This window comes from Streptococcus himalayensis (assembly GCF_001708305.1).
GTDB classification, from domain to species: domain Bacteria; phylum Bacillota; class Bacilli; order Lactobacillales; family Streptococcaceae; genus Streptococcus; species Streptococcus himalayensis.
Genome location: NZ_CP016953.1, coordinates 1,373,994 through 1,395,894, shown reverse-complemented (window position 1 = coordinate 1,395,894; position 21,901 = coordinate 1,373,994). Strand labels below are relative to the sequence as shown.

Here is a 21,901-nt window from a genome sequence, read left to right as displayed (position 1 = left end):
TATTTATTCCCATTCGTAGATAATCTTCCCATCACAAATCGTGTAGTAGACTTGACCGACTAACTCCTCTCCAACAAATGGCGAATTGCTAGCCTTAGATTGAAAATCAGGCGCAACGGTTCGTTCCGCATCTGGAGCAAAAATCGTCAGATCTGCTGGTCCATTTTCTGCCAAATATCCTGCATCAAACTGATAAAGCTTAGCAGGATTCACTGTCATTTTTTCCAATAACTCCATCAAAGTCAAGTGACCTGCCTGAACCAAATGGGTCAAACCAAGCGATAGAGAGGTCTCAAGACCTGTCATACCAGACGGAGCCTGGGTAATATCAGCTACATTTTTCTCATCCCGATGATGAGGGGCGTGGTCTGTTGCAATAATCGAAATAACACCAGATTTCAAGCCCTCAATGACTGCCAAGCGGTCTGATTCCAAGCGTAAAGGCGGATTCATCTTGGCATTGCTGCCTTGTGTCAAAAGTAGGCTTTCCGTTTTAGAAAAATGCTGCGGTGCTACTTCTGCCGTGACTTGCGCCCCTAATTGCTGGGCAAATTCGACTACCTTGACACTTTCTTCCTTGGACAAATGCTGAATGTGGACAGGTGCTTTAGTGGCATAGGCAATCATGACATCACGCGCCACCATGCTATATTCTGCTACACCTGTTGCACCACAAATATGAAAATGCTTGCGGGCAATTTCTTCATTAAGCCCTAAAATACCATTTAATTCTGGATCTTCTTCATGGAGACTAATAAAGGTCCCTAATTTTTTCGCCTTCTCCAGAGCCTCACGGACCACACGACTACTGGTCAAGGGAATGCCGTCATCTGAAAAGCCAGCTGCCCCTGCTTTCAATAAGACCTCAAAGTCCGTCAAGTGCTGTCCATCAAAATTCTCCGTAATGGTCGCTACCGAATGAATATGAATATCTTCACGCTCGGCAGAGGCTAGTACCTCTTTCAAGGTTTCAACCGTAGAAATGGTTGGATTGGTATTGGCCATCATGACCACACGCGTAAAGCCACCAGCAGCTGCAGACAGCGCTCCTGTATGAATATCTTCCTTGTGTGTTTGCCCTGGCTCTCTAAAATGCACATGAATATCAATCAAACCAGGAGCCACAACCATGCCTGTTGCATCCACAACGCGGCTTGCTTCTGCGTCAATATTCTTTGCAATTTGCACGATCTTCTTGTCTTTAACCAAGACATCACACACCTGATCAAATCCTGTTTTAGGGTCCATCACCCGACCATTTTTGATAAGTAACATTTGTTATCCTTTCTAATGTTGACATAGGGGAAATCGATAAATCTCTTCGATTTTCTGAGACGTATGAAATTGAAGTACAATCATCTCTGTTAATTGACCAGAAAATGATGAGAAGTGAGTGCGGCAATAAGTATAGGCTTGCTCCAAATCAGCTTCCTTCTCATGGTTCACCAACGTACAATGAGGAACCCATTTCCCAGGTCGATACAAAGAATTTTCATTTTTAAACTCTGATAATAGTTGATGGATATTTCGGTGCAAGTCATACAACTCATCCGTTACAACTGGAAATAATCCGAGGACACGACTATCCAAGAAAGTCCCCAATAGCGATAATTGCAGTTCTACCACTGTCTGTCCAGCACAAAATTTAGCCAACTGCTCTGAAAAATACTGCATATCTGGCACCTTTTCAAAACTTGCCAAGGTGATATGAGGCCTACGATTTGGCACTTGAAAACCGTAGGTCGAAATATGCTCTTTAGCCAAACCGTCCCAGATACCGTGAATTTTTTGATTGGTTTCTTCATCAAAAATGGTAATTACTGCATACATCCGTATCTCCTATTCATAAAAATCCACCTGACTGTCTACCAGCTCCTCACCCTTGTAGCTAAATTTAGCAGAAAAGAACGGTTTGTCATCTAGTAACCAAGAAATAAAGGTACGATCCCCCTCCCAAGTCGGCTTATCTAACACTTCCTCATAAGGGACCCATTCAAGCGTTCCTTCGTCACAATCCCTCAACTCACCCTCAAACTCTGTTGCCTTAAAGACATAAGTATACCAGTCATGACCTGGCGTAAATTCTGGAAAGGTAATAATCCCCTTTAAGACGGGCTTCGCACGCAGACCTGTTTCTTCAAAAATTTCTCTCACAGCACATTCTTGCGGAGTTTCACCTGCTTCTAGCTTGCCGCCAACGCCAATCCATTTGCCGGCATGAACATCATTTTCTTTTTTGTTGCGGTGCAACATGAGCCATTCTTTTCCGTTGTCGAGATAACAAATTGTCGCTAATTTTACCATCTTTCCTCCTATAAAAGCCAATCAATAGGTGCAAGCCCCTTACTCTCTAAAAACTGATTGGTTCGTGAAAAGGGCTTGCTGCCAAAAAAGCCACGATAAGCAGACAAGGGACTGGGATGAGCTGATTCAATAACAAAATGCTGAGGATTGGTCACTAAAGACTTTTTCTTACGTGCATAAGACCCCCAAAGAATAAAGACAACAGGTCTTTCCTTTTGATTGACCACCTTGATAATGGCATCCGTAAAGGGCTCCCAGATTTGGCCCGCATGGCCATTGGCCTGTCCAGCTGGAACGGTCAAACTAGCATTCAGAAGCAAGACACCTTGTTCCGCCCAGGGTGTTAAATCGTGCTGGACTTTTTCACCCACATCATCTGCCAGTTCTTTTAAGATATTTTGTAGAGAGGGTGGTGCAGGTAAATCATTGGGTACGGAAAAGCTCAAGCCCTGTGCCTGCTTAGGACCATGATAGGGATCTTGCCCCAAGATAACCACTTTTACATCTTCTAAAGCTGTGGTCTGAATGGCAGTAAACACTTGTTCCCTCGGCGGATACACCACTCCTTGTCCATAGACAAAATCCAAAAATTGATTGATTTTCCCGAAATACCCTTCAGGGAGCTGCTGTTTGATTAATTCATGCCAGGTCGAATGGTCCATTTTTGCGTGCTTCACTTTCCTAAGAAATTCTTTTTTCTATCATACCAAATTTTCCTTCGATTGGCGACTATTTATCAAAGCAAGCATAGCCTCCGTCACCAATTGATAGCCGACCTCTCCAAAATGGAGCCCATCATCTGCCAAACCTTTCATCAGCTCAGCCAGTGGAACTTCATTTTCTGAAAACATTCGAAAAATATTAACCAACTGACATGATTTTTCTTTCGCAACGGCCTCCATGACACGAACATAGCTCATAATCAAGTCATTATCTCGAAAGGCTTGTTTTTGTTCATCGACAGGAGGCGGAGAGACAAGGACAATCTCATCCACCCACTCATGCAAACCATCTATCAATTGATAAAGATTACTAGAAAACGTAGCTCGATCAATCGGCTTATGCCGAGCAAGGTCATTGCTCCCTACAAATATAAATAGAAAATCACCACCTGCTTGCTGGATAAGCCTTTTTCTATCCAGCAAATCCTGACTATTTTGCCCTGAGATGGCAGTATTGACAATCTCTAACTCCCCACATTTTTTAGTCAACAACTCATTTAAAATCGGACTTCCATGCCCTTCATATCTCGCTGCTAGGCTATCACCTGTAATCTGAATTTTCATGCCCTATCCTTTCTAAAAACCTGTATTCACAATGTTATCATACCTTAAAAAACAATCAATGTATGATAATTTCACAAAAGCGACCTCTGATGGCACTGACTTTCCAATAACCTAGAAAACTAAGATTGTGAAATTATCACAATTTTATACTCATTTAATTTCAAAAATAACCACCACCATATATAAAAATTTATTTTTTGCTATGAAATGAAATGGGCTAAGTAAGTCAAATAGGACGCTTTTTCAGTAAATGAAAAGGACAATGATAAAAAAGAGGTAGGAAACATCTAAGAAACTCGCAAAATTGCTAACTTTGATTTTCATTGAGTATAAATACTCATTTAATTTCAAAAATAGCCTTTTTATATAAACATATTTATTTTTGTCTTAAAGTGTAGAGAACTAAATGAGTTAAACAGGATACTATTTCAGTAAATGGAATAGACAGTAATAAAAAAATAAGTGGTTTATGTCTGAACCATCTAAGAAAGTCGCTAAATCGCTAATTTTGATTTTCATTGGGTATAAAAATCCTGTAATGGTATGAATACAAGTTCTAAAAAGGAGCTTAGCTGGCACTAAACTCCTAGTCTGCTCATTTATTCATCGATAAGCCCATCGTCTAAAACAGGCACAGCTGGTGTCTTTTCACCTCATACCTCATCTTCCATCAAAATCTTTGTCCTCGAAACGGAAGCTTTCTCCTCTTTCCTTGGCATGCAAAGAAGGATTAACAGTACAATTAAAATTTATAGCATTCAAGCAAAAGTTCCTATGCGGTGCACTGTACTTTTAGACCATGGTTGCACATTCTAAAAAGATAGCAATAATTTTCACAAATCTTAGCGAACGGTTTCGATTTTCCATTCTGACCAGCCTGTAAAGCGAATGGCTCCTTGTTCATCTGTTCTCAAAACCTTTATCTGACGTTCATCAAATCGATCTAGGGTTTCTTGGTGCGGATGTTTGTAGCGATTTTTCTTTCCCGCGGAAATCAAGGCCAACTGAGGCTTTATCTGGTCTAGAAATGCCGGACTTGAGCTGCCTTTAGAGCCATGGTGTCCTGCCTTTAAGACGTCGACCCGAAGATTTGGAAATCTAGCCATCATCTCCTCTTCTCCTTCTGTCTCCAAATCTCCTGTAAATAGAAATCTAGTCTTGAGCAACTCCCCATATAAGACGATGGAGTCATTATTGCCACCGTCACCCACACCACTTGGGTATAGCACCTCTAGATATCCGCCCATAATCGGTAAACGGTCTCCAATTTCTACGACATGAATTCGTACACCCAACTGGTCTAGTTTTTCAACAAAGTCTTGCTTGGTTAAACTTCCTTTTGACACATAAACCTCTCGGATAGATAGAGCTTTTGCCACCACTAGCATATCTCCCATGTGGTCTGTATCGGTATGGGTGAGCACCAACTTATCCACACACCCAACTCCGCGGCTTTTTAGATAGGGAATCAAGGTCCTCTCCGCATTAGGCACACTCACCCGCTGTTGCCAATTCTCTTTCTTACCAACTTCAACTCGCCCACCAACATCAATCAATATATTTCTTCCTGTCATATCACGCAAAAAGATACTATCCCCCTGCCCGATATCCACAATGGTCACTTCATTTTCTAGAGGATGTTTACAGATAAAAAACAAAAGAGTAATCATCCCAAGTAACCCCATCTTCCAAGCTTTTTCTTGCCGTTTATCAGCAAAAATCGCAAGGAAAAGCAGTAGAGCAAGGAGCAAGATAGGACTCGGCTGCCCCAAAACCAGGGGATGAGAAGTCAGACTTCCTACCCAACGAATGATCTGCTCCAAGAGCTGAAAGAGCGGATTGACCTGCGCAATCGCGACCAAAGGGGCAAGAAGAAAAATCAAACTAAGCCCTGGCAAGAGCAAAACGTCAAAAATAAAGGAAAAGAAAAAGGTCAAAGGGATGGACCAGGGTTGAAATTCCCCAAAGAAAAAGAGCAAAATAGGTAACATTCCGATGGAAATCATCGCACTTTCATAGCAAATTTTCTTAAAAGAAGATAAACCATCCGTATCTATCATACTGAGCAAGAAAGAATAGGCGCAGGATAAAATTCCTCCAGCCGTCAGCAAGAAATTGGGCATGAGAAGACTCAAAGTCATCATGGTCAGGGCAAAATTATCCAAGCCCTTCACCCCAGCCTGCCCCCATAATTTTTGGAGTAAACTGCGAACCACAGACACAGAAAAACCTGTCAGTCCCGCATAAAGCAAGGAAAATGGATACTGGATGACCGTGACGGTTTCCATTTTCAAGCCCAGTCGGAGCAAAAGTTTTCGAAAACCATCCATGAAAAATCCAACCTGCATGCCAGATAAGGCAAATAAATGAATAATCCCTAAACTTGAGTAGAGATCATTCATCTCCTCAAAATCCGTATCCAAATGACCAAATAAGAGACCCGTCATATAGTTTGACATGGGCTGAGGAAAGGTCTGTTTGATAAAGACGACTGCAGCTCTCCGCCAACTAGAGAGCTTATCCAAAACATTCCAAGTTTTCACAGGCTGAACAGACGTGATGTGCTCAATGGTCAAGGTACGGTAAATTCCTTGTGTTTTCAAGTATTCTCGGTAATCAAATCCAGCAAAATTACGCCGTCCTTCTGCCTGACTTAGTTCTCCTTCTATCTCCAAGCGTAGAAGATCAGACTGGGCTTGAAAACGCTGCTTTTCTTGCTCAGTTTGTAGTTTATAAAAGGCTTGAAATAGTTGTCCCTGACTTTTTCCTCGAAAGGATAGAGAATCCCCATTCACCTTGATAGTATCTGGCAAGAGTAGAATTTCCCTTGGGCTCGGCGGATTAAGCTCCATCCCCCGCTCCATGGTTCGGCTTCGGTAGCTAAACAGACAAGCAAAGAACACTAATATCATGCAAACATAAACAGCCTGTTTGCCAGCATAACGAACCCAAAGAAGCAACATTGAAAAACCAAAGCCGCCCCAAGCAAGCACTGAGCCTTGGTAAATCGCATAGTAGAGCCAAACCAAGAGAACCGTCAGATAAATCAGGGGAATCGGGCATTTCTTAATCCACTGTAACATAGGCCTTTAATTTTTCTAGGGTCTTTGCCCCAATGCCAGAAACATTTTTCAACTCTTCCACAGATTTGAATTTGCCATTGCTTTCACGATAGTCTAAAATATCCTGGGCACGCTTTTGTCCAATTCCTGAAATGGTTTGTAGGGTCGCTAAGTCAGCTGTATTAAGATTGACCTTGCCAGATGCATCTGAGCTAGCTCCAGTTGCTTGGCTATTCCCTACTTGAGCTTGAGTGGTCACAACTGGTGCTTCCTCTCCAAGCTTTGCCACATAAATCACTGCTTCATCAGTTAACTTTTGTGCAAGATTGACGGACTTGCTCTCAGCCTCTGCGGTCAACCCACCAGCTGCTTGAATCGCATCGTTGACCCGACTCTCCTTTTTCAACTCATAAATACCAGGATGTTGAACAGCTCCCTTGACATCCACAGTCAGTAGCGTTGGTTCTTCAACAGGCTCCGCTTTGACCATCTCCTCTGTTTCTTTTTTTGGCTCTTCTGAGGAGACCAAGACTTCTTGAGCCAGACTCTGAGCACTAGAGCTACTTTCTGTCGGCGTTTGGAAGAGGAAAAATCCCCCAATCGCCACCCCTAAACAGACAAATGCTGCAACAATCTTGTATTCTTTTATGGTTTCCATGATCTTTTCCATAAAAATCCCTCCTTACCTCACTATTCGCAAAGATAAGAAAAAAAGAGCCAAAAAGCTCTTTCGTTTACAGAGAATTAGGTGAACTCCAATACCCACAAATCCTAGCCATATAGTAGCATACTCTTCTTACTTGTCTTCATTGTTTAAAATAATAAACGATAGTAAGGATAATAGATGAAAAGTAGTTATTAGAGCTAACAGATATAAAAACAGTCCTAAAATGTTTGGTATTACAGAAAGATGAACGTGGGATGAGAACAATAAAAGAGGTAAACAGTGCATCAAGAAAATATTGATGTGAAATACGATTCTCCAACATTTCGTTACCAATCTATTTATGGTAGATAAAAAATATTGATTTATCAAAAAACATTGTAATGATAAGAGTAGACACACGACTATAACACGATCCAAAGAAATTATAAAATACGAAACCATACTGCTACCAATAATAGAACTATAGGCATAGGTAATCTTTGCCAAATCTTTATGGTGAGTCGGTGTGAACATCACATGCTCCCTAGCACTTCCTCTGTTGATGTAAGGCTTCCTATTCTGTCCAAGGAGAATATCCCAAGTCAAAAACCCAGCAAGGAGCAGAAAACCAATATTTTTCAAAACTCCAGCAAGAATCAACAGCCAAATCAGGCCATAAAAACAAGCGAATGAAACAGCTCCTAAATCTCTCATCTGCAATTTTTTCTGAAAAAAGAGCTCTTCCAGAACAAAAATGATTTCCAAGATGGCCAGCATGCCAATACCTATTTGAACGATCAGTAAGACAGTTTTATCAAACCATTGACACGCCAAACCCAATAATATCACTATTCTAAGCCAATTATTTCTTGAAAATTTCATCAAACACCTTACTTTCATGCAAGATTTCAATTCGTATGTGAAATGTACCTGCAGGAGCCACTCCCAAAACAGAGCACCAACGACTAACATTCCTAAAAAGTTGCTACAACTGATCCTCCATAAAAATCAAGATCTAGCATAGCTTGTGTCCTAAAAACCGCAGGTAGAACTAGAGTTCAGCAAGATGGGTTAACAACGTCAGATTTTGATTTTTGACGAGTATTACTTGGTCACAAATTCAATCTGATAGCCTTGATTGATGTCTGGCGATGCTAGCAATAAATCTTTCAAGGCTACTTTGGCATCTGCTACTGTCTTTTTGTATAAGCCCTTGTCAATCGCTTCTTTTTCCAATTTTTCCTTCTGACCTTTGGCAAAAGAGGTATAATCCTCAATCTGAATGCTGTTAAAAATTGAATTTTTCTCATCAAAGACCTTGAGACTATTGTCATCAATCTCATGGGAGAGGATTTTAGCTTCTGGCAAGGTCAGCTGGATGGTCTTGCCCTTGACTTGGACCGTCATTTGTTCAAGATCCATCCCTGCATGAATGACACCATCGTAAGAAAGGATAAATTTCTTTGTTGTAAAAGGGACTTTCCAACCATAAAAATCTTGGTGATTTTCAAAGGAGCCTACATTGGTATAGTAATATTTAGTCGTCACCAATTCCTTGGCCGCTTCCAAGCGATTTTTTATCAAACTCGAAGTAATCTGGGTCTGCCCACCTGAGAAATGCGACGCCGCAAATCCTCCGATAGCAAAGACAGCCAGAAAAGCCAGGGCTAGATAGATAGTGCGTTTGATTTTTTTCATCTGAGCCTCCTATCTGTGATTGTAAGCCTTCATTTGGCGGGCAATGTCGCGATTTTGCTCTCTACGCTTGATGGACTCTCGCTTGTCGTAATCGTGTTTCCCTTTGGCAAGTCCCAATAACAACTTAGCAAAGCCGTCCTTGAGATAAACCTTGAGAGGGACAAGTGTCATGCCTGTTCCCTTGATTTCCTGCTCCAATTTTTGAATTTGTTTTTTATGAAGCAGGAGTTTTCTCCGACGTTCTGGCTCTTGATTCCAGATATTTCCTTCTTCATAAGGGGCAATGTGCACATTGCTCAGCCAGACCTCTCCGTTTTTAACTTGAGCAAAGCCGTCTTTGAGGTTGATTCGTGCAGCACGAACGCTCTTAATCTCTGTACCCGTCAAGACTAGACCAGCTTCAAGGGTGTCGACAATGGTATAGTCATGTCTGGCTTTTTTATTTTGAGCGACGACCTTTCCTTCTCCCTTTGCCATGTTTTCCTCCTTTTTTTACTGCTTCCTTGTAAAAGAGTTTCTTTGATTTTTTATCTGTTTTGCGTGGTTTATCCTGCTTTTTCTCGGGTCTGCGACTACTTGATTTTTGTCTTTTCTCCTTGACATCATAGTCACTTGGGAGGTAGTCAAAATCAATTTCCCCCGTTGCCTTATCAGCCTTGGTCAAACGAACTCTAATCAAATGCCCAACGCCAAAGACGACACCGGATTTCTCTCCATGCAGGGTCATCGTGCGTTCTTGATACTGGAAATACTCAGGTAAATTAGTCACATGAATCAAGCCCTCGACCGTATTTGGCAATTCAACAAACACTCCAAATTTCACGACACTGGAGATGACACCATCAAATTCCTTGCCCACAAATTCTTCCATGTATTCCGCTTTTTTCATGGCTTCCACTTCACGCTCCGCCTCAATGGCACGCCGTTCCCGACTGGAAGATTGACTGGCAATATCAGGAATGACCTGTTCAAAGTGGTTAGAGACTTCCTTTGTTTTTCCATACTCTCTTACCATGCGATGCACCAATAAATCCGGATAACGCCGAATCGGACTGGTAAAATGCGTATAGAATTCTGCCGCTAAGCCGTAGTGACCATGGTTGTGCTCAGAATAACGAGCCTGCTGCATGGAACGCAACAACATCATGGCTAAGACAGCCTCATAGGGCTCTCCCTCAACCTTTTTCATGATTTCTTGAAGGGCTTCTTGGCTCATACTGCTAGCAGTGCCATAAATCCGAATTCCAAAGCTAGACGCATAATCAATGAAGGTCTGCACCTTTTCTGCCTTTGGTTCTTCGTGAATTCGATAGATAAAAGGCAAGTCCAATTTGCTGAAGTGTTCCGCCACCGTCTCATTTGCAATCAGCATAAAGGACTCAATCATCCGCTCGGCAACTCCCCGTTCTCGAAGAACAATATCAACTGGCTTGCCATTTTGATTGACCAAAATCTTGGCTTCTTTGGTATCAAAATTCAAGGCACCTCGCTGATAACGCATCTTTTCTAAACGGTGATGAAGTTGAACCATCAACTCCACACTAGGTGCAATCTTTTGATAGCGCTCCAAGGTCTCAGGATTGCCTGCAATCATCTCGTTGACTGCACTATAGGTCATCCGAAAACTTGTATGAATCACTGTCTGAGTAATCTTATAATTCACCACGCGCCCTTTTGAGTCAATCTCCATGATGGCAGACTGGGTGAGGCGATCCACATTTGGATTGAGCGAGCAAATTCCATTAGACAAGCGTTCTGGAAGCATCGGAACCACACGGTCTGTCACATAGACAGACGTCGCCCGATTTAAGGCTTCCTTGTCCAACTCTGACCCCTCTGTCACATAGTAGGATACATCTGCGATATGGACACCCAATTCGAAGTTGCCATTTGCTAAGCGTTTGATATGGACGGCATCGTCCAAGTCCTTGGCATCTGCACCGTCAATTGTGAAAATAACCTCGTCTCGCAGATCCAAACGTCCCTCATAATCACTCGACCGTAGGCTCTCAGGGATTTGATTGGCTTCTTCCAAAACCTTTTCTGGAAATTCGGACACGATGTCCATAGATTCCAAGACTTCAAGGACATCAATGCCAGGGTCATTGACATGACCGACAACATCAAGGACAGTCGCCACAAAAAAGTCACGTCCACGATGGGGATATTTTTCGATAGCCACCTTTAAAATCTCAGTCCCGTCCAGTACAAGAGCTGGCTTTTTCACATAAATTTTTTGATTGATTTTTTGATTTTTACTGCGGATATAGCCTGCATATTTGGGCTTTTCTTCATCTAAAATCAACTGTCCCACCGCCGTTTGTAGGCTGTGTTCTAAAATATCAATGATTTTTGCCTCAGCAGACGTGCCTTTTAAACGATTGGCAATTTTGGTAATCACCACCTCGACCCTATCGCCATCGATGGCATGATTGACATCATTGCGTCCGATAAAAAGATCTGGCTCCCCCTCATCAACGGTTACAAATCCAAAGCCATTCTTATGGGCATGAAAAATGCCTTTCAGCGTGACTGTCTCACGCTCTTTTTTCAGCTCAATCAGGCCATCATCTGTAAACCGTAGTTGATGCCTACGTTCCATTTCTGAGATGATTTTCACCAAGTCACGAAAATCTTTGGCGCTGTCTTTGGCAAAATTCTCTGCCAATTCATTCATACTAGCTCTCTTTTGGGCTGTTAGATACTCAATAATTTCTGTTTTCATATTCTTTTGTATTTCTCGCTTCCTCCTACAATTAGGAATATTTGGAATGATGCTTCACCAAGCAATCATTGTTTCACTCGCTTTCTCCTGTATCATGAACCGACAATCATCAGTCGGGATGTTATGTTTCATTAGCTTATAAAAAATAGGCAACGACAAAGTCAAAGCCCATTTTTCATCTTATTTACTGGATAGGATGGCAAGGAGCAAGGCGGTCAGGAGCCACAAAAAGACTAAAATCCCTGTCAACCGCTGCATAACTGCTTCAAATCCTCTTGCCTTTGAACGCTCAAACAAATCCCCGGCACTAGCATCAAACACATTGCTAGACTGGTTTTTCGTGGGCTGCATAAAAATAGCAATCAAAATAATCACAGATAAGACTAATAAAATGGTTATTAATAAATTGTACATAGCTAACTCCTTAAAATCCTATCTATTTTACCATAAAATCTAACGATGTTCAAGATGTAAGGTCACTTTTCTTTCCTTGGGACAGTATTTTAAGACCTGTATCTTTTCAGGGTGAGTTTTGGTATTTTTACTGGTGAGGTAGTTCAGACTACCGCATTCTGAACATTGTAAATTGATTTTTTTTCGCACTAGATTTCCCTTACTTTCAGATAGTTTTTAAAGTTCCACAAGGACCAGATAAAATTGGCCAGCACAAGATAAGCAGTCACATAAAAGACCCACGAATAGCCTAGGTAGCTTGCCACAGCTGAGCCCAACATGGGTCCTAGAACGCTCCCCATATAAATAAAGGTCTGGTTAAAGGAGAAAATCCGTGAAATGCCTTCTTTAGGGGTTAATTTGGCAAGCAAGGAATTGACAGATGGCAAAAGTGCCCCTGTTCCAAAACCATAGAAAAAGCGGAAAATTCCTAATTGCAAGGGAGTTGTGGCATGAGCATTGAGCCAATTCATGATGAAACTGTATAGCAAAGCCATGAGCAAGAGACGGTGATTGCCAATCTTATCGCCCCATTTCCCCAGCACGGGAGAGCTAAACATGGAAGAAAAACCAAGGGCCGAGATAATCATCCCCGATACAAAAAGGAGATTCTCTCTTTGTCCTAAATGACGAATGTAAAGCGTTAAGATCGGTACAACTGATTGAGCCGCCATCTGGATAATCATGCTCGTTACAAAAAGACTCAGCACGATTTGTTTATTGCTAATCTGGTGAAAAACCTCTTGTAAACTCATCTCCTGCCCTGCCTTGATGGGCCTAAAATCTTCTTTGATGTTAAAGAAGGTCAGCAAGGTTACCAGAAACAGTAGAAATCCGACAATCAGAAAGACCCAGTGCATTCCGACTACTTCTGCTAAAAAACCTCCCATAAGTGGACCGATTAAGGTTCCTGCCACCAAACCTGTTGACAAGGTTCCTAAGGCATAGCCCGTTTTTTCTTTGGGGACTTGGCTTGCGATGAGAGCTGTGGAGTTCGGCACATAACCAGCAAAAACGCCTGTTAAGATCCGCAAAAAAATCAACCAAAAGACATTGGGCACAAAGGCCAAGCCTCCCATGGTCACTACCATGACAGAACTCGCTCGAACCATCATTGGTTTACGCCCATATCGATCGGCTAAACTCCCCCAAATCGGAGACATGATGGCAGAGGCAAGGGCGGTTGTGGATACGGCCAAGCCCGCATAGAACTCCACCTGATTTTTAGGAGTTCCCAATTCTTCCACAAAGACAGATATGAAGGGCATGACCATCGAAAAGCTAGCCCCCATTAGGAGATTGCCTAGCCAGGCAATCTTTAAATTTCGTTTCCAAACATCCTGACTTAAAATAATATCATCTTCTTTCTAGCTCCTGTAATAAGCGATCAATCTGCGCATAGGTCTGCTTCACAGAGCCACTGTTGTCAATATAGCTACTGGCTCTTTGGCGTTTTTCAGCCAAAGATAGTTGTGCGGCTATGCGTTTTTCAGCCTCTTCTTGACTTAGGCGATTACGAGCCATCAAACGCTCCACCTGCTGACTCTTGGACAAGCCAACCAGCCAGATTTCTTCAAACCACTGCTCATAATTCAACTCAAACAAGAGCGGAATATCCATAAACAATAGACTTTCCGAGCCTTCATGCTGAGCCTTTAAGCTCGCTAATTCCTCACGAATAATAGCCTGCTGCAAACGATTGGTCCGCTCTAAACTCTCCTCGTTTGCAAAGACGACAGCCGCTAATTTCCCGCGATCCAACTCTTGATTGGGTAGTAAAATATTTGGCCCATATTCTTGAAGCAGAGCTTGGTAGAGTTTACCTCCTTTTTGCTGCAAGGTGTGAACAACCTCATCCGCATCAATGACCTGATAGCCACGTTTTCGCAAATAAGCTGTCACTGTGGATTTCCCCGAAGCAATACCACCTGTTAATCCAATTACTCTTGTCATGGTGTTACCTGACACTTGGGACAAATATGCGTTCCACGGCCAGATAATTGAAACTTGACCATCTCTGTCTGACAACGCGGACACTCTTGTCCCTGCTTTCCATAAACTTGTAGATAATCCTGCATAGTCCCATCCATCCCAAGGGCATTTTTATAGGTTCGAATGGTCGAGCCACCTTTTTCAACGCCTAGTTGCAAGACAGCAATAATCGCTTGGTGCAAGGCCTTGCTTTCTTTGGTTGAGAGACTTTGACTAGTTCTTGCAGGATGAATGCCTGCTTGAAACAAGGCTTCGTCCACGTAGATATTACCCAGCCCTACCACCAAGGTCTGATCCAGCAAGTGGGCTTTAATGGGCTTTTTCGATTGAGCGAGCTGAACGGTAAAACGCTCATAGTCGAAATCTTCTGCGGTCGGCTCTGGCCCTAACTTTTTCGAGAGAAAATATTTCTCAATTTGTTCTTTTGTTAGCAACTCAAGAGTTCCAAACTTCCTCACATCTTGATAGACCAAGTGACTGCCATCTGTAAAGGTGAAAAAGGCATGAAAATGCTTATTTTCTGGTACTTGATTAGGAAAGTAATTGTACTTGCCTTCCATCCGCAAATGGGAAATAAGCACGAAATCTGTCAAGTAAAGCAAAAGATACTTCCCGCGACGCTTGACCTCGCAAATCTCCTGTCCAACCAAGGCTTCACACAAAACATCTGCCCCCGTCAACACCATGCGTGGATAGGTGATCTCTACTTTCTGAATTCTTTTTCCAACAACCAGTTTTTCAAGTCCCTTGCGAACTGTTTCAACCTCTGGTAATTCTGGCATGATTAAGATACAAAGGGCGTAAGCAGACATAGTCAAATCTATCAATAACACCTACGTTTAGTCTTTTTGACACCGTCCGCAGCCAGTATTTCATTTCGAACACCAGCTTCCCTATCCTTTCTTCATTTTTTATATAAACGAACAACTTTTCGCATTACACTAATAAGAGTGCCTAGCCTAACTCTTCGACTTACCTTTCTTATAGCACAGCCTTCTAATCCACGTTCAAGATATAATGAACAGTTCGGCCAACTTCACGAAAACCGCTTCTGTGATGAAATGCTTGGCTAAGCTCATTTTCTAAGGAACAATCGGAAGCTAATTGTAGACAATCATGGTCTTTCGCCCATTGTCTAGCAAAGGCAAGCAACTCTCGTGCGATGCCTTGTCGTCTAGCTTCTGGGAGAACAGAAATTCCCTCTAAATAGGCAATCGGTAGACTAGAGCACCCTTCCACATATTCTTTGCGAATAGAAAGACTTAACCAGGCAAGAGCCTTTCCTCCACGCCAGTAGAGAAATTCATAGGGAAATGGATTGCTTAAAAAGCCTGTCCGTAACTTCTCTCTATCGCTAGACCAGATTTGTTTTGCAAAACCTAGCCAGATTTCAACTTCATCTGGTTGAACCATTTGAATCGTATGTTCCATGTCCTGCTCCTGCCTCTTCAATCTTAGTGTCCCATAGCAAAGGTATGGTTTAAAAATTCATCCAGCATCAGCCGATGCTTATCTGAGATGGACGCTAAGCGGGCAATCTCTTCTGGTGAAAAAAAGCGGAGGCTCAGGGTCTCTTCATTGTGGAAATGTGCAATATCAAACTCCTTTAAGGCCACAACTTCATAGAGAAGTACTACTGTCTGCACTCGGTCACCGTTGGGATAGACTTCCTCAAAATTAGTATACGCATTCAAAAAGCGAACGGGCTCCACTTCGATGCCCGTTTCTTCTAAAAATTCACGCTTGAGGGCATCAACAGAAGATTCCCCTAATTCCATGGCACCGCCAGGAATCGCCCAGGTTTTCTTATCGCCACGAAGTTGTAAGAGAATGTCCCCAGCAGCATTTGTTAAAATACCCCCTGCAAAGGTCAAAATCACCTTGTCATGCCCAACTTTTGAGCGAATATAAGAAATATAATCTGCCATTCTTACTCCTCAACCTTTTCTAAAATTGCTCAAGCTTAGTATTCCTTCTCATTATAGCCAAAGTCTGCTAGGTCTAGCTTTTTATCCCGCCAATTTTTCTTGACCTTGACCCAGGTTTCTAAGAAGACCTTATCACCCAACATTAACTCGATGTCACGGCGAGCCATGGAGCCAATTTTCTTGAGCATATCCCCACCTTTTCCGATGACGATGCCTTTTTGGCTATCACGCTCCACCATGATGGTTGCTCGAATATGAATCTTATCCGTCTCCTCATCTCGCTTCATACTATCAATGACCACGGCTACTGAATGCGGAATTTCCTCGCGTGTCAAATGAAGCACCTTCTCCCGAATCATTTCAGATACCAAGAATCGCTCTGGATGATCCGTAATCTGATCAGCTGGAAAATACTGGAAACCTTCTTCTAAATTCTCACTCAAAATGTCAATCAAGCGAGAAACGTTGTTGCCTTGCAGGGCAGAAATCGGCACGATTTCCTTGAAATCCATTTGATTTCTAAAATCATCAATCTGACTGAGCAGCTGGTCCGGATGAACCTTATCAATCTTGTTTACAACCAAGATTACAGGAACTTTCGCCGCCTTCAAACGTTCCATAATCATGTCATCGCCCTTACCGCGCGGCTCATCAGCTGGCACCATAAAAAGCACCGTATCCACCTCGCGAAGAGTGCTATAAGCTGACTCCACCATAAAGTCCCCCAGAGCTGTCTTGGGCTTATGGATTCCAGGGGTGTCGATAAAGACAATCTGCTCTTGCTCTGTCGTGTAAATTCCCATGATTTTATTGCGCGTTGTCTGCGCCTTATCGCTCATGATGGCAATTTTTTGCCCCATGACATGATTTAAAAAGGTCGATTTCCCAACATTTGGACGACCTAAAATAGCTACAAATCCTGATTTAAACATTTCTTTTTGTGGATAAGAGTTCCACTCTTGTCCAATCCTTTCTTTCTTCTTAAAAAATCAACTGCCAAATTTTGGGCAGAAAAATAATCATCCCCACCAATAGTGCAAAGACTGAAATAACCAAGACAGCCCCTGCTGCCATATCCTTAGCATTTTTAGCCAACATGGAAAAATGATAATCACTCGCCAAATCCACCACATTTTCAATCGCTGAATTCATGATTTCAAAGGCGATGACCAAAAAAATACTCAGGAACAAAAAGAGCCACTCCGTTGCGGACACCCCAAAGATGAGTCCTGCGATGACCACTAAAAGAGCTGTCACAGCATGCTTGTGCATATTACGCTCTTCCTTGATAGCGGTCATAATACCGGTCAAGGCAAATTCAAGACTGGCTGTTAAGGTACGGTTTTTCCACTTGCGTTTATTGTCTTGTAAGTCCATAGGCTGTTAAAATCTCTTCCTGTAAACCAAACATTTCTGTCTCTTCCTCAGGCGTATAGTGGTCATAGCCATTGATATGCAAGAAACCATGGACAGCTAAGAAGCCCATTTCTCGCTCAAAGCTATGGCCGTAATCCTGCGCTTGCTCACGCGCCTTGTCAATCGAGATAAACAGCTCACCGATATAAGCATCAAACTCTGCCATCATCTCTGCTAACTCAGGATTGTCCTCTAAATCTGCCTCATCAAAGGCAATCTCTATCTCTGGCTTGTATTCTAAACTAATCACATCCGTCGGACGATCCGTGTCGCGGTACTCTAGGTTCAGTTCATGGCTGCGTTCATTAGTCACGAAGGTCACCGCCATTTCCTTGTCATCTTTACCAATCTTTTGAGCCGCAAACTCTAAAATATCTTTCGTCTGGTGCAAGATTTCTTCAGATACTTGCTTTGTCTCATCTACCATCTCGATATACATATCACACCTGCTTTATCTATTTCTTTTATTATATCACAATTCCCTTTATTTGACTGAACCGAGCTGTTTTTTGACAGCAACATAGCAAAAAAAGCCTGTAAAACAGACTTTCCTCTTCTGATCATGCTAATTGCCGGGATCGAACCGGCGACCTCATCCTTACCATGGATGCGCTCTGCCTACTGAGCTAAATCAGCTTACTTATCTACTATACCACGAAGAGACTTTCTTGTCAATAACCTATATAAATTTGTTTTTTGGAAAAATAAATTATAAGATAAAGAAAGAGTTCCCTCTCCAGAGCCCACTGAAAAAGTCTTTTGATAACAAATAATGTGATGAACAGCGAATAATGGCGCTTTCTTAAAAGAGAATAGGCATCAATCACTCGATTTTTATTCTAAATTTTATATAAGATTATTCGTCTTCTTTCTATCACTTTGACTTTCTCAGTGTTCCCCCTCTCCACTCAGTCTTTTTACTTCCCAAAATAGTGCTCTTTTGTCAGCCGGTAATACATCCTTGTCACGATGCGATCTCCATCCATCTTTGCATAGGGTTCTTCATGAGAAAAGTGCATGCCTGCCTTTTCCATAACACGACCAGATGCAGGATTTTCCTTATCATGCACCGCAACTAAGGCATTCATCTCTAAGGTCTCAAAAGCTAACTGAATAACGGCTTTTACTGCTTCCGTCATATAGCCGTTGTTCCAACAATCCTTATGTAAACAATAACCTAAAGCACTTTTTCGCATGGTCGTATCTAGCTTATGCATATCAATACTACCGATAAAGGCACCAGTTTCCTTGAGCACAATTCCCCAGCGACCCAGAGGGGTTGCTAGATAGATACCAGCGATATTAGCCTTTGTCTCCTCTAAACTATGATTTTGTGGAAATACATACCGCGTTGTCTCCTCATCAGACGCATAGGCATACATGTCCCCAGCGTCCTCCAAGGTCACAGGACGTAAAATCAGGCGTTCTGTTTCAAGAATTCGATTTTCGGCTAGCAAAAGATAGATATTTTCCATGCCTTTCTCCTTTTTTACATGATTTTATAACTCTAAACTAGAAAAATCAAGATTTGCCTAAACATTTTCCTGATTTTTCAAACATCCTCGTATCCTATCTTCTATGTAATAATTTACAAATCAAGCGTCTGTTTGCTCGTGTTGATGGCTTTCTTCTGGCTCGTAGGCCCTAATGATTTCTGCAACAACAGGGTGGCGGACAACGTCCTTGGCTGAAAAATGCACAAAGTCAATCTGCGGAATTTTCTTGAGCTTTTCAGTCGCATCAATCAGCCCAGACTTGACATTGCGTGGGAGGTCAATCTGACTACTATCCCCATTGACAATCATCTTGGAGTGAAAGCCAAGGCGAGTCAGAAACATTTTCATCTGCATAATGGTTGTATTCTGTGCCTCATCCAAGATTACAAAAGCATCCTCCAAGGTTCGACCACGCATGTAAGCAAGGGGCGCAATCTCAATAATCTCACGCTCCATCAGTCGAGTTGTTTGATCTTTTCCTAAAATCTGATAGAGAGCATCATAAACTGGGCGAAGATAGGGATCGACTTTCTCTTTCAAATCACCCGGTAAAAATCCTAGACTTTCCCCCGCTTCCACAGCTGGACGGGTAAGGATAATCCGCTTCACTTCGCCACGTTTGAGGGCAGTCACGGCAAGAGTCACGGCAAGAAAAGTTTTTCCTGTCCCTGCTGGCCCAATTCCAAAGACGATGTCATGTCGTTTAATACTATCCACATAAAGCTTTTGCCCCAAAGTCTTAACCCGAATGGGCTTGCCATAATGATCCTTGATGATTTCTTCTTCATAGAGGGCCACAAATTTATCAATTTCACCATTTTTTCCCATGGAAATAGCCGTGACCACATCTGGGGTGTGAACCATCATGCCACGATTGACCAAGACAAGGAGTGCCTCGATGACTTGGCGAGCACACTCACGTGCATTCTCCTCCCCAATGACTTGAACAACTTCTGTCCGTGCATGAATCACCACATCCAACTCCTGCTCCATAAGACGCAGATGTCGGTCGTTCGACCCAAAAAGATGAAAAGCATCATCTGGATGATGCAGGTGAATATCTACTGAATGTTCTTGCAAAGCAAGCACTCCTTTACCTGAATTTTTTATAGTCTTAGTATAACAAAAAAAGAGGCAAAATACCTCTTTGAACTGTTTAATGGGCTTGATATTCTTCCCAAATACGGTCAAACTCTGACAAATTGAAGGAAAAACTAGCATGTTCTTCCAAGTAACGGCTAATCAGGTCAAAATCATCGGTATGTTTGGGGAAGGCTGTTTCTTCAAATACCAAGTCTGCCAAAATCGCCTTGGGAGCTTGGCTTTTTGGATTTCGCTCCGTCATCAGCCAACTGTAAAATGATTTTCTCACTTTCTTTCCTTTCTAGGTCCTAAAGTCGGTCTCAACTCAGTCAAACCAAGACTTGCTAAGAGTAGAATTTGCGGTAAAAATTGAATTAAATAACGGGTCTTGCCCCCTTCAAAAATGAGAAGAAACAGCAAGCCACCAAAGACAGCTAACAGGAGAAAATTGAGCTGGTCTGACCCGTGGTACTTGAGGGTGGCAAACACCAAGCCCAAACTCATAACAATCCAGACAAGCTGTTTGATAAGTTTATAGTAATCATACTCCTGTTTGTCAATATCCAGGAAATAAGTCCGTATAAATCTGGCAAAGGATTGATGTTTGGTATGCTCGTATAAAGGTGAGATATAAGGCGTCTTTTCCTTATCTGCCGCCCGATAGAGCCAACCAAGAGTTCCTTCTGCAACTGTCAGACTATGCTTGTAGGAGAGGTGGCTTAAAAAGGATGGCACAGAATAATCTTCCAACCTTCGCTTGATTTCTTTTTTGACATTTTCGGTTGCAAACATGCCGTTATTGTAATTCTCACGCTCAGACGGCTCTATGTATTGTAAAAGCCCCTCTTTCATATCTTCTTGATCGTGGCCGATAAAGGTCAAGCCTAGATTGATAAAAAGGAGCGGCCCCTTAGCTAACCCATCTCCTTCAAGGATTTGAACCTCTTGCTGGGTATTTTTTAGATAGGACTGAGCCGCATAGACAGGGGCAAAAGCGAGAGAAAAACATCCTAAAATCAGCAAAGCTTTCTTCCAATTTCCCTTGAAAAAAAGAAGGATAAAGTAGGCCATGAGCAAAATCATCGTCGTCGGACGAATAACATAGGCAATCGCACTGACCACACCCAGCACCAAGGATAAGTTTCTCGTTTTTGATCGTTCTTGATACTTTTCCAACAAGGCAAAAATCAAGAAAATCTGCCCTGCAATCAAGGGCAGGGGCCAAATATCCGTATACATGGAGTAAAAATACGGAGAGAAGCCCAGCAAGGCCAGGTACAAACTATAGACTGCATCCGCACTAGCTTGACTTTTGTAACGTTTCATCCCCTTGTATAAAATCACAGCAGTAAGATCCGTATAGAGCATATTGAGAGCTTGCAAAATCCATAACGCAGCATCACCAAAAAGAGCATAGAACCAGCGTTCGTATAAAAATAAGGCTAGATTGTTAGGATTGCGGGTCAAGTAATTGCTAATCGATTGATCACTGATAAAGCGAAAGGCTCCCTTAAAGACCACTGCTGCATCTCTACGAATCAAGAGTTCCGCAGATAGGAGCATCGCCAACTGAAAGAGGATGACTGCCACCATCACCGCACCCTTATGCTTCATAAGATACCTATAAAGACTTGCTAATTTCTGACGATAGAAATAAGCAGGTAGAGCAAGGAGCACCAGCCAGTATGTGGACATCTTAGGAAGTTCGTAAATAGCGACTAAGAGCCAATGGAGCATCACCCCCACCATCAGTAACTGCAAGGCCGTGAAAAATAACTGATAAAATTTTGACATGGTTTTATTATAACAAAA

25 protein-coding genes and 1 tRNA gene are annotated in these 21,901 nt (G+C 42.3%); all 26 read right to left on the bottom strand.

The genetic code is table 11. From position 1 onward, the window contains the following. Positions 1 to 3 precede the first annotated feature (3 nt). On the bottom strand, positions 4 to 1,275 hold the full coding sequence (locus tag BFM96_RS06475; protein ID WP_068991877.1) for a dihydroorotase: 1,272 nt from the start codon (positions 1,273 to 1,275) through the stop codon (positions 4 to 6). Between the two features lie 12 nt (positions 1,276 to 1,287). Continuing rightward, the gene (locus tag BFM96_RS06470; RefSeq protein WP_068991874.1) at positions 1,288 to 1,830 is read right to left on the bottom strand and encodes a 2'-5' RNA ligase family protein; all 543 of its coding nucleotides are present in this window, start codon (positions 1,828 to 1,830) and stop codon (positions 1,288 to 1,290) included. 9 nt (positions 1,831 to 1,839) lie between these two features. Next, positions 1,840 to 2,304 carry an NUDIX hydrolase gene (locus tag BFM96_RS06465; protein WP_068991872.1) on the bottom strand — a complete coding sequence of 155 codons (465 nt, stop codon included), beginning with the start codon at positions 2,302 to 2,304 and terminating at the stop codon, positions 1,840 to 1,842. 8 nt (positions 2,305 to 2,312) lie between these two features. Beyond that, positions 2,313 to 2,966 (bottom strand): uracil-DNA glycosylase, encoded by a 654-nt coding sequence (locus tag BFM96_RS06460; protein ID WP_068991869.1) that lies wholly within the window; start codon positions 2,964 to 2,966, stop codon positions 2,313 to 2,315. 39 nt (positions 2,967 to 3,005) lie between these two features. Continuing rightward, complete coding sequence (locus BFM96_RS06455) at positions 3,006 to 3,590, bottom strand: GDSL-type esterase/lipase family protein (protein WP_068991866.1); 585 nt, start codon at positions 3,588 to 3,590, stop codon at positions 3,006 to 3,008. A gap of 842 nt (positions 3,591 to 4,432) precedes the next feature. Then, the gene (locus BFM96_RS06450) at positions 4,433 to 6,673 is read right to left on the bottom strand and encodes a DNA internalization-related competence protein ComEC/Rec2 (RefSeq protein WP_068991864.1); all 2,241 of its coding nucleotides are present in this window, start codon (positions 6,671 to 6,673) and stop codon (positions 4,433 to 4,435) included. Next, entirely contained in the window at positions 6,657 to 7,322 is a 666-nt protein-coding gene (locus BFM96_RS06445; RefSeq protein WP_068991861.1) for a helix-hairpin-helix domain-containing protein, read from the bottom strand. The genes BFM96_RS06450 and BFM96_RS06445 overlap by 17 nt, the downstream gene beginning before the upstream one ends. Positions 7,323 to 7,448: 126 nt before the next feature. Further along, positions 7,449 to 8,180, bottom strand: a complete 732-nt coding sequence (locus BFM96_RS06440) for a hypothetical protein (protein WP_145939718.1) — start codon at positions 8,178 to 8,180, stop codon at positions 7,449 to 7,451. Positions 8,181 to 8,402: 222 nt separating this feature from the next. Further along, positions 8,403 to 8,996: a DUF4230 domain-containing protein gene (locus BFM96_RS06435; RefSeq protein WP_068991856.1), complete on the bottom strand. Its 594-nt coding sequence runs from the start codon at positions 8,994 to 8,996 to the stop codon at positions 8,403 to 8,405. A gap of 9 nt (positions 8,997 to 9,005) precedes the next feature. Then, positions 9,006 to 9,473, bottom strand: a complete 468-nt coding sequence (smpB, locus tag BFM96_RS06430) for an SsrA-binding protein SmpB (RefSeq protein WP_068991851.1) — start codon at positions 9,471 to 9,473, stop codon at positions 9,006 to 9,008. Next, on the bottom strand, positions 9,436 to 11,721 hold the full coding sequence (gene rnr / locus BFM96_RS06425) for a ribonuclease R (RefSeq protein WP_068991845.1): 2,286 nt from the start codon (positions 11,719 to 11,721) through the stop codon (positions 9,436 to 9,438). The genes smpB and rnr overlap by 38 nt, the downstream gene beginning before the upstream one ends. Before the next feature lie 180 nt (positions 11,722 to 11,901). Continuing rightward, positions 11,902 to 12,135, bottom strand: coding sequence for a preprotein translocase subunit SecG (secG, locus tag BFM96_RS06420; protein ID WP_068991842.1), 234 nt, complete (start codon positions 12,133 to 12,135; stop codon positions 11,902 to 11,904). Between the two features lie 39 nt (positions 12,136 to 12,174). Then, entirely contained in the window at positions 12,175 to 12,324 is a 150-nt protein-coding gene (rpmG, locus tag BFM96_RS10925) for a 50S ribosomal protein L33 (RefSeq protein ID WP_083201761.1), read from the bottom strand. Next, complete coding sequence (locus BFM96_RS06415; protein ID WP_229676517.1) at positions 12,324 to 13,466, bottom strand: multidrug efflux MFS transporter; 1,143 nt, start codon at positions 13,464 to 13,466, stop codon at positions 12,324 to 12,326. Before BFM96_RS06415 ends, rpmG begins: the two co-directional genes overlap by 1 nt. A gap of 64 nt (positions 13,467 to 13,530) precedes the next feature. Further along, positions 13,531 to 14,127 carry a dephospho-CoA kinase gene (gene coaE, locus BFM96_RS06410; protein ID WP_068991840.1) on the bottom strand — a complete coding sequence of 199 codons (597 nt, stop codon included), beginning with the start codon at positions 14,125 to 14,127 and terminating at the stop codon, positions 13,531 to 13,533. Then, positions 14,124 to 14,948 (bottom strand): DNA-formamidopyrimidine glycosylase, encoded by an 825-nt coding sequence (gene mutM, locus BFM96_RS06405; RefSeq protein WP_068994220.1) that lies wholly within the window; start codon positions 14,946 to 14,948, stop codon positions 14,124 to 14,126. The genes coaE and mutM overlap by 4 nt, the downstream gene beginning before the upstream one ends. Before the next feature lie 214 nt (positions 14,949 to 15,162). Beyond that, complete coding sequence (locus BFM96_RS06400; RefSeq protein ID WP_068991837.1) at positions 15,163 to 15,597, bottom strand: GNAT family N-acetyltransferase; 435 nt, start codon at positions 15,595 to 15,597, stop codon at positions 15,163 to 15,165. 23 nt (positions 15,598 to 15,620) lie between these two features. After that, positions 15,621 to 16,094 carry an NUDIX hydrolase gene (locus BFM96_RS06395; RefSeq protein ID WP_068991836.1) on the bottom strand — a complete coding sequence of 158 codons (474 nt, stop codon included), beginning with the start codon at positions 16,092 to 16,094 and terminating at the stop codon, positions 15,621 to 15,623. Between the two features lie 35 nt (positions 16,095 to 16,129). Further along, the gene (gene era, locus BFM96_RS06390) at positions 16,130 to 17,026 is read right to left on the bottom strand and encodes a GTPase Era (RefSeq protein WP_068991835.1); all 897 of its coding nucleotides are present in this window, start codon (positions 17,024 to 17,026) and stop codon (positions 16,130 to 16,132) included. Between the two features lie 49 nt (positions 17,027 to 17,075). Further along, positions 17,076 to 17,471 carry a diacylglycerol kinase gene (gene dagK / locus BFM96_RS06385; protein ID WP_068991832.1) on the bottom strand — a complete coding sequence of 132 codons (396 nt, stop codon included), beginning with the start codon at positions 17,469 to 17,471 and terminating at the stop codon, positions 17,076 to 17,078. Continuing rightward, on the bottom strand, positions 17,452 to 17,949 hold the full coding sequence (gene ybeY, locus BFM96_RS06380; RefSeq protein WP_068991831.1) for an rRNA maturation RNase YbeY: 498 nt from the start codon (positions 17,947 to 17,949) through the stop codon (positions 17,452 to 17,454). The genes dagK and ybeY overlap by 20 nt, the downstream gene beginning before the upstream one ends. Before the next feature lie 124 nt (positions 17,950 to 18,073). Next, positions 18,074 to 18,146 (bottom strand) — tRNA-Thr (locus BFM96_RS06375). A gap of 281 nt (positions 18,147 to 18,427) precedes the next feature. Next, a complete protein-coding gene (locus BFM96_RS06370) occupies positions 18,428 to 18,985 on the bottom strand; it encodes a GNAT family N-acetyltransferase (protein ID WP_068991829.1) in 558 nt (185 codons plus the stop codon). 120 nt (positions 18,986 to 19,105) lie between these two features. Continuing rightward, positions 19,106 to 20,086, bottom strand: a complete 981-nt coding sequence (locus tag BFM96_RS06365; RefSeq protein ID WP_068991826.1) for a PhoH family protein — start codon at positions 20,084 to 20,086, stop codon at positions 19,106 to 19,108. 76 nt (positions 20,087 to 20,162) lie between these two features. Beyond that, a complete protein-coding gene (locus tag BFM96_RS06360; RefSeq protein ID WP_068991824.1) occupies positions 20,163 to 20,378 on the bottom strand; it encodes a YozE family protein in 216 nt (71 codons plus the stop codon). Next, the gene (locus BFM96_RS06355; protein ID WP_068991821.1) at positions 20,375 to 21,883 is read right to left on the bottom strand and encodes a glycosyltransferase family protein; all 1,509 of its coding nucleotides are present in this window, start codon (positions 21,881 to 21,883) and stop codon (positions 20,375 to 20,377) included. The genes BFM96_RS06360 and BFM96_RS06355 overlap by 4 nt, the downstream gene beginning before the upstream one ends. Positions 21,884 to 21,901 lie beyond the last annotated feature (18 nt).

Bases quoted from the DNA above. Each gene is read 5' to 3' on its own strand.
- BFM96_RS06475 (WP_068991877.1), bottom strand. From the start codon at position 1,275: ATGTTACTTATCAAAAATGGTCGGGTGATGGACCCTAAAACAGGATTT.
- BFM96_RS06470 (WP_068991874.1), bottom strand. From the start codon at position 1,830: ATGTATGCAGTAATTACCATTTTTGATGAAGAAACCAATCAAAAAATT.
- BFM96_RS06465 (WP_068991872.1), bottom strand. From the start codon at position 2,304: ATGGTAAAATTAGCGACAATTTGTTATCTCGACAACGGAAAAGAATGG.
- BFM96_RS06460 (WP_068991869.1), bottom strand. From the start codon at position 2,966: ATGGACCATTCGACCTGGCATGAATTAATCAAACAGCAGCTCCCTGAA.
- BFM96_RS06455 (WP_068991866.1), bottom strand. From the start codon at position 3,590: ATGAAAATTCAGATTACAGGTGATAGCCTAGCAGCGAGATATGAAGGG.
- BFM96_RS06450 (WP_068991864.1), bottom strand. From the start codon at position 6,673: ATGTTACAGTGGATTAAGAAATGCCCGATTCCCCTGATTTATCTGACG.
- BFM96_RS06445 (WP_068991861.1), bottom strand. From the start codon at position 7,322: ATGGAAAAGATCATGGAAACCATAAAAGAATACAAGATTGTTGCAGCA.
- BFM96_RS06440 (WP_145939718.1), bottom strand. From the start codon at position 8,180: ATGAAATTTTCAAGAAATAATTGGCTTAGAATAGTGATATTATTGGGT.
- BFM96_RS06435 (WP_068991856.1), bottom strand. From the start codon at position 8,996: ATGAAAAAAATCAAACGCACTATCTATCTAGCCCTGGCTTTTCTGGCT.
- smpB (WP_068991851.1), bottom strand. From the start codon at position 9,473: ATGGCAAAGGGAGAAGGAAAGGTCGTCGCTCAAAATAAAAAAGCCAGA.
- rnr (WP_068991845.1), bottom strand. From the start codon at position 11,721: ATGAAAACAGAAATTATTGAGTATCTAACAGCCCAAAAGAGAGCTAGT.
- secG (WP_068991842.1), bottom strand. From the start codon at position 12,135: ATGTACAATTTATTAATAACCATTTTATTAGTCTTATCTGTGATTATT.
- BFM96_RS06415 (WP_229676517.1), bottom strand. From the start codon at position 13,466: ATGGGGGCTAGCTTTTCGATGGTCATGCCCTTCATATCTGTCTTTGTG.
- coaE (WP_068991840.1), bottom strand. From the start codon at position 14,127: ATGACAAGAGTAATTGGATTAACAGGTGGTATTGCTTCGGGGAAATCC.
- mutM (WP_068994220.1), bottom strand. From the start codon at position 14,948: ATGCCAGAATTACCAGAGGTTGAAACAGTTCGCAAGGGACTTGAAAAA.
- BFM96_RS06400 (WP_068991837.1), bottom strand. From the start codon at position 15,597: ATGGAACATACGATTCAAATGGTTCAACCAGATGAAGTTGAAATCTGG.
- BFM96_RS06395 (WP_068991836.1), bottom strand. From the start codon at position 16,094: ATGGCAGATTATATTTCTTATATTCGCTCAAAAGTTGGGCATGACAAG.
- era (WP_068991835.1), bottom strand. From the start codon at position 17,026: ATGTTTAAATCAGGATTTGTAGCTATTTTAGGTCGTCCAAATGTTGGG.
- dagK (WP_068991832.1), bottom strand. From the start codon at position 17,471: ATGGACTTACAAGACAATAAACGCAAGTGGAAAAACCGTACCTTAACA.
- ybeY (WP_068991831.1), bottom strand. From the start codon at position 17,949: ATGTATATCGAGATGGTAGATGAGACAAAGCAAGTATCTGAAGAAATC.
- BFM96_RS06370 (WP_068991829.1), bottom strand. From the start codon at position 18,985: ATGGAAAATATCTATCTTTTGCTAGCCGAAAATCGAATTCTTGAAACA.
- BFM96_RS06355 (WP_068991821.1), bottom strand. From the start codon at position 21,883: ATGTCAAAATTTTATCAGTTATTTTTCACGGCCTTGCAGTTACTGATG.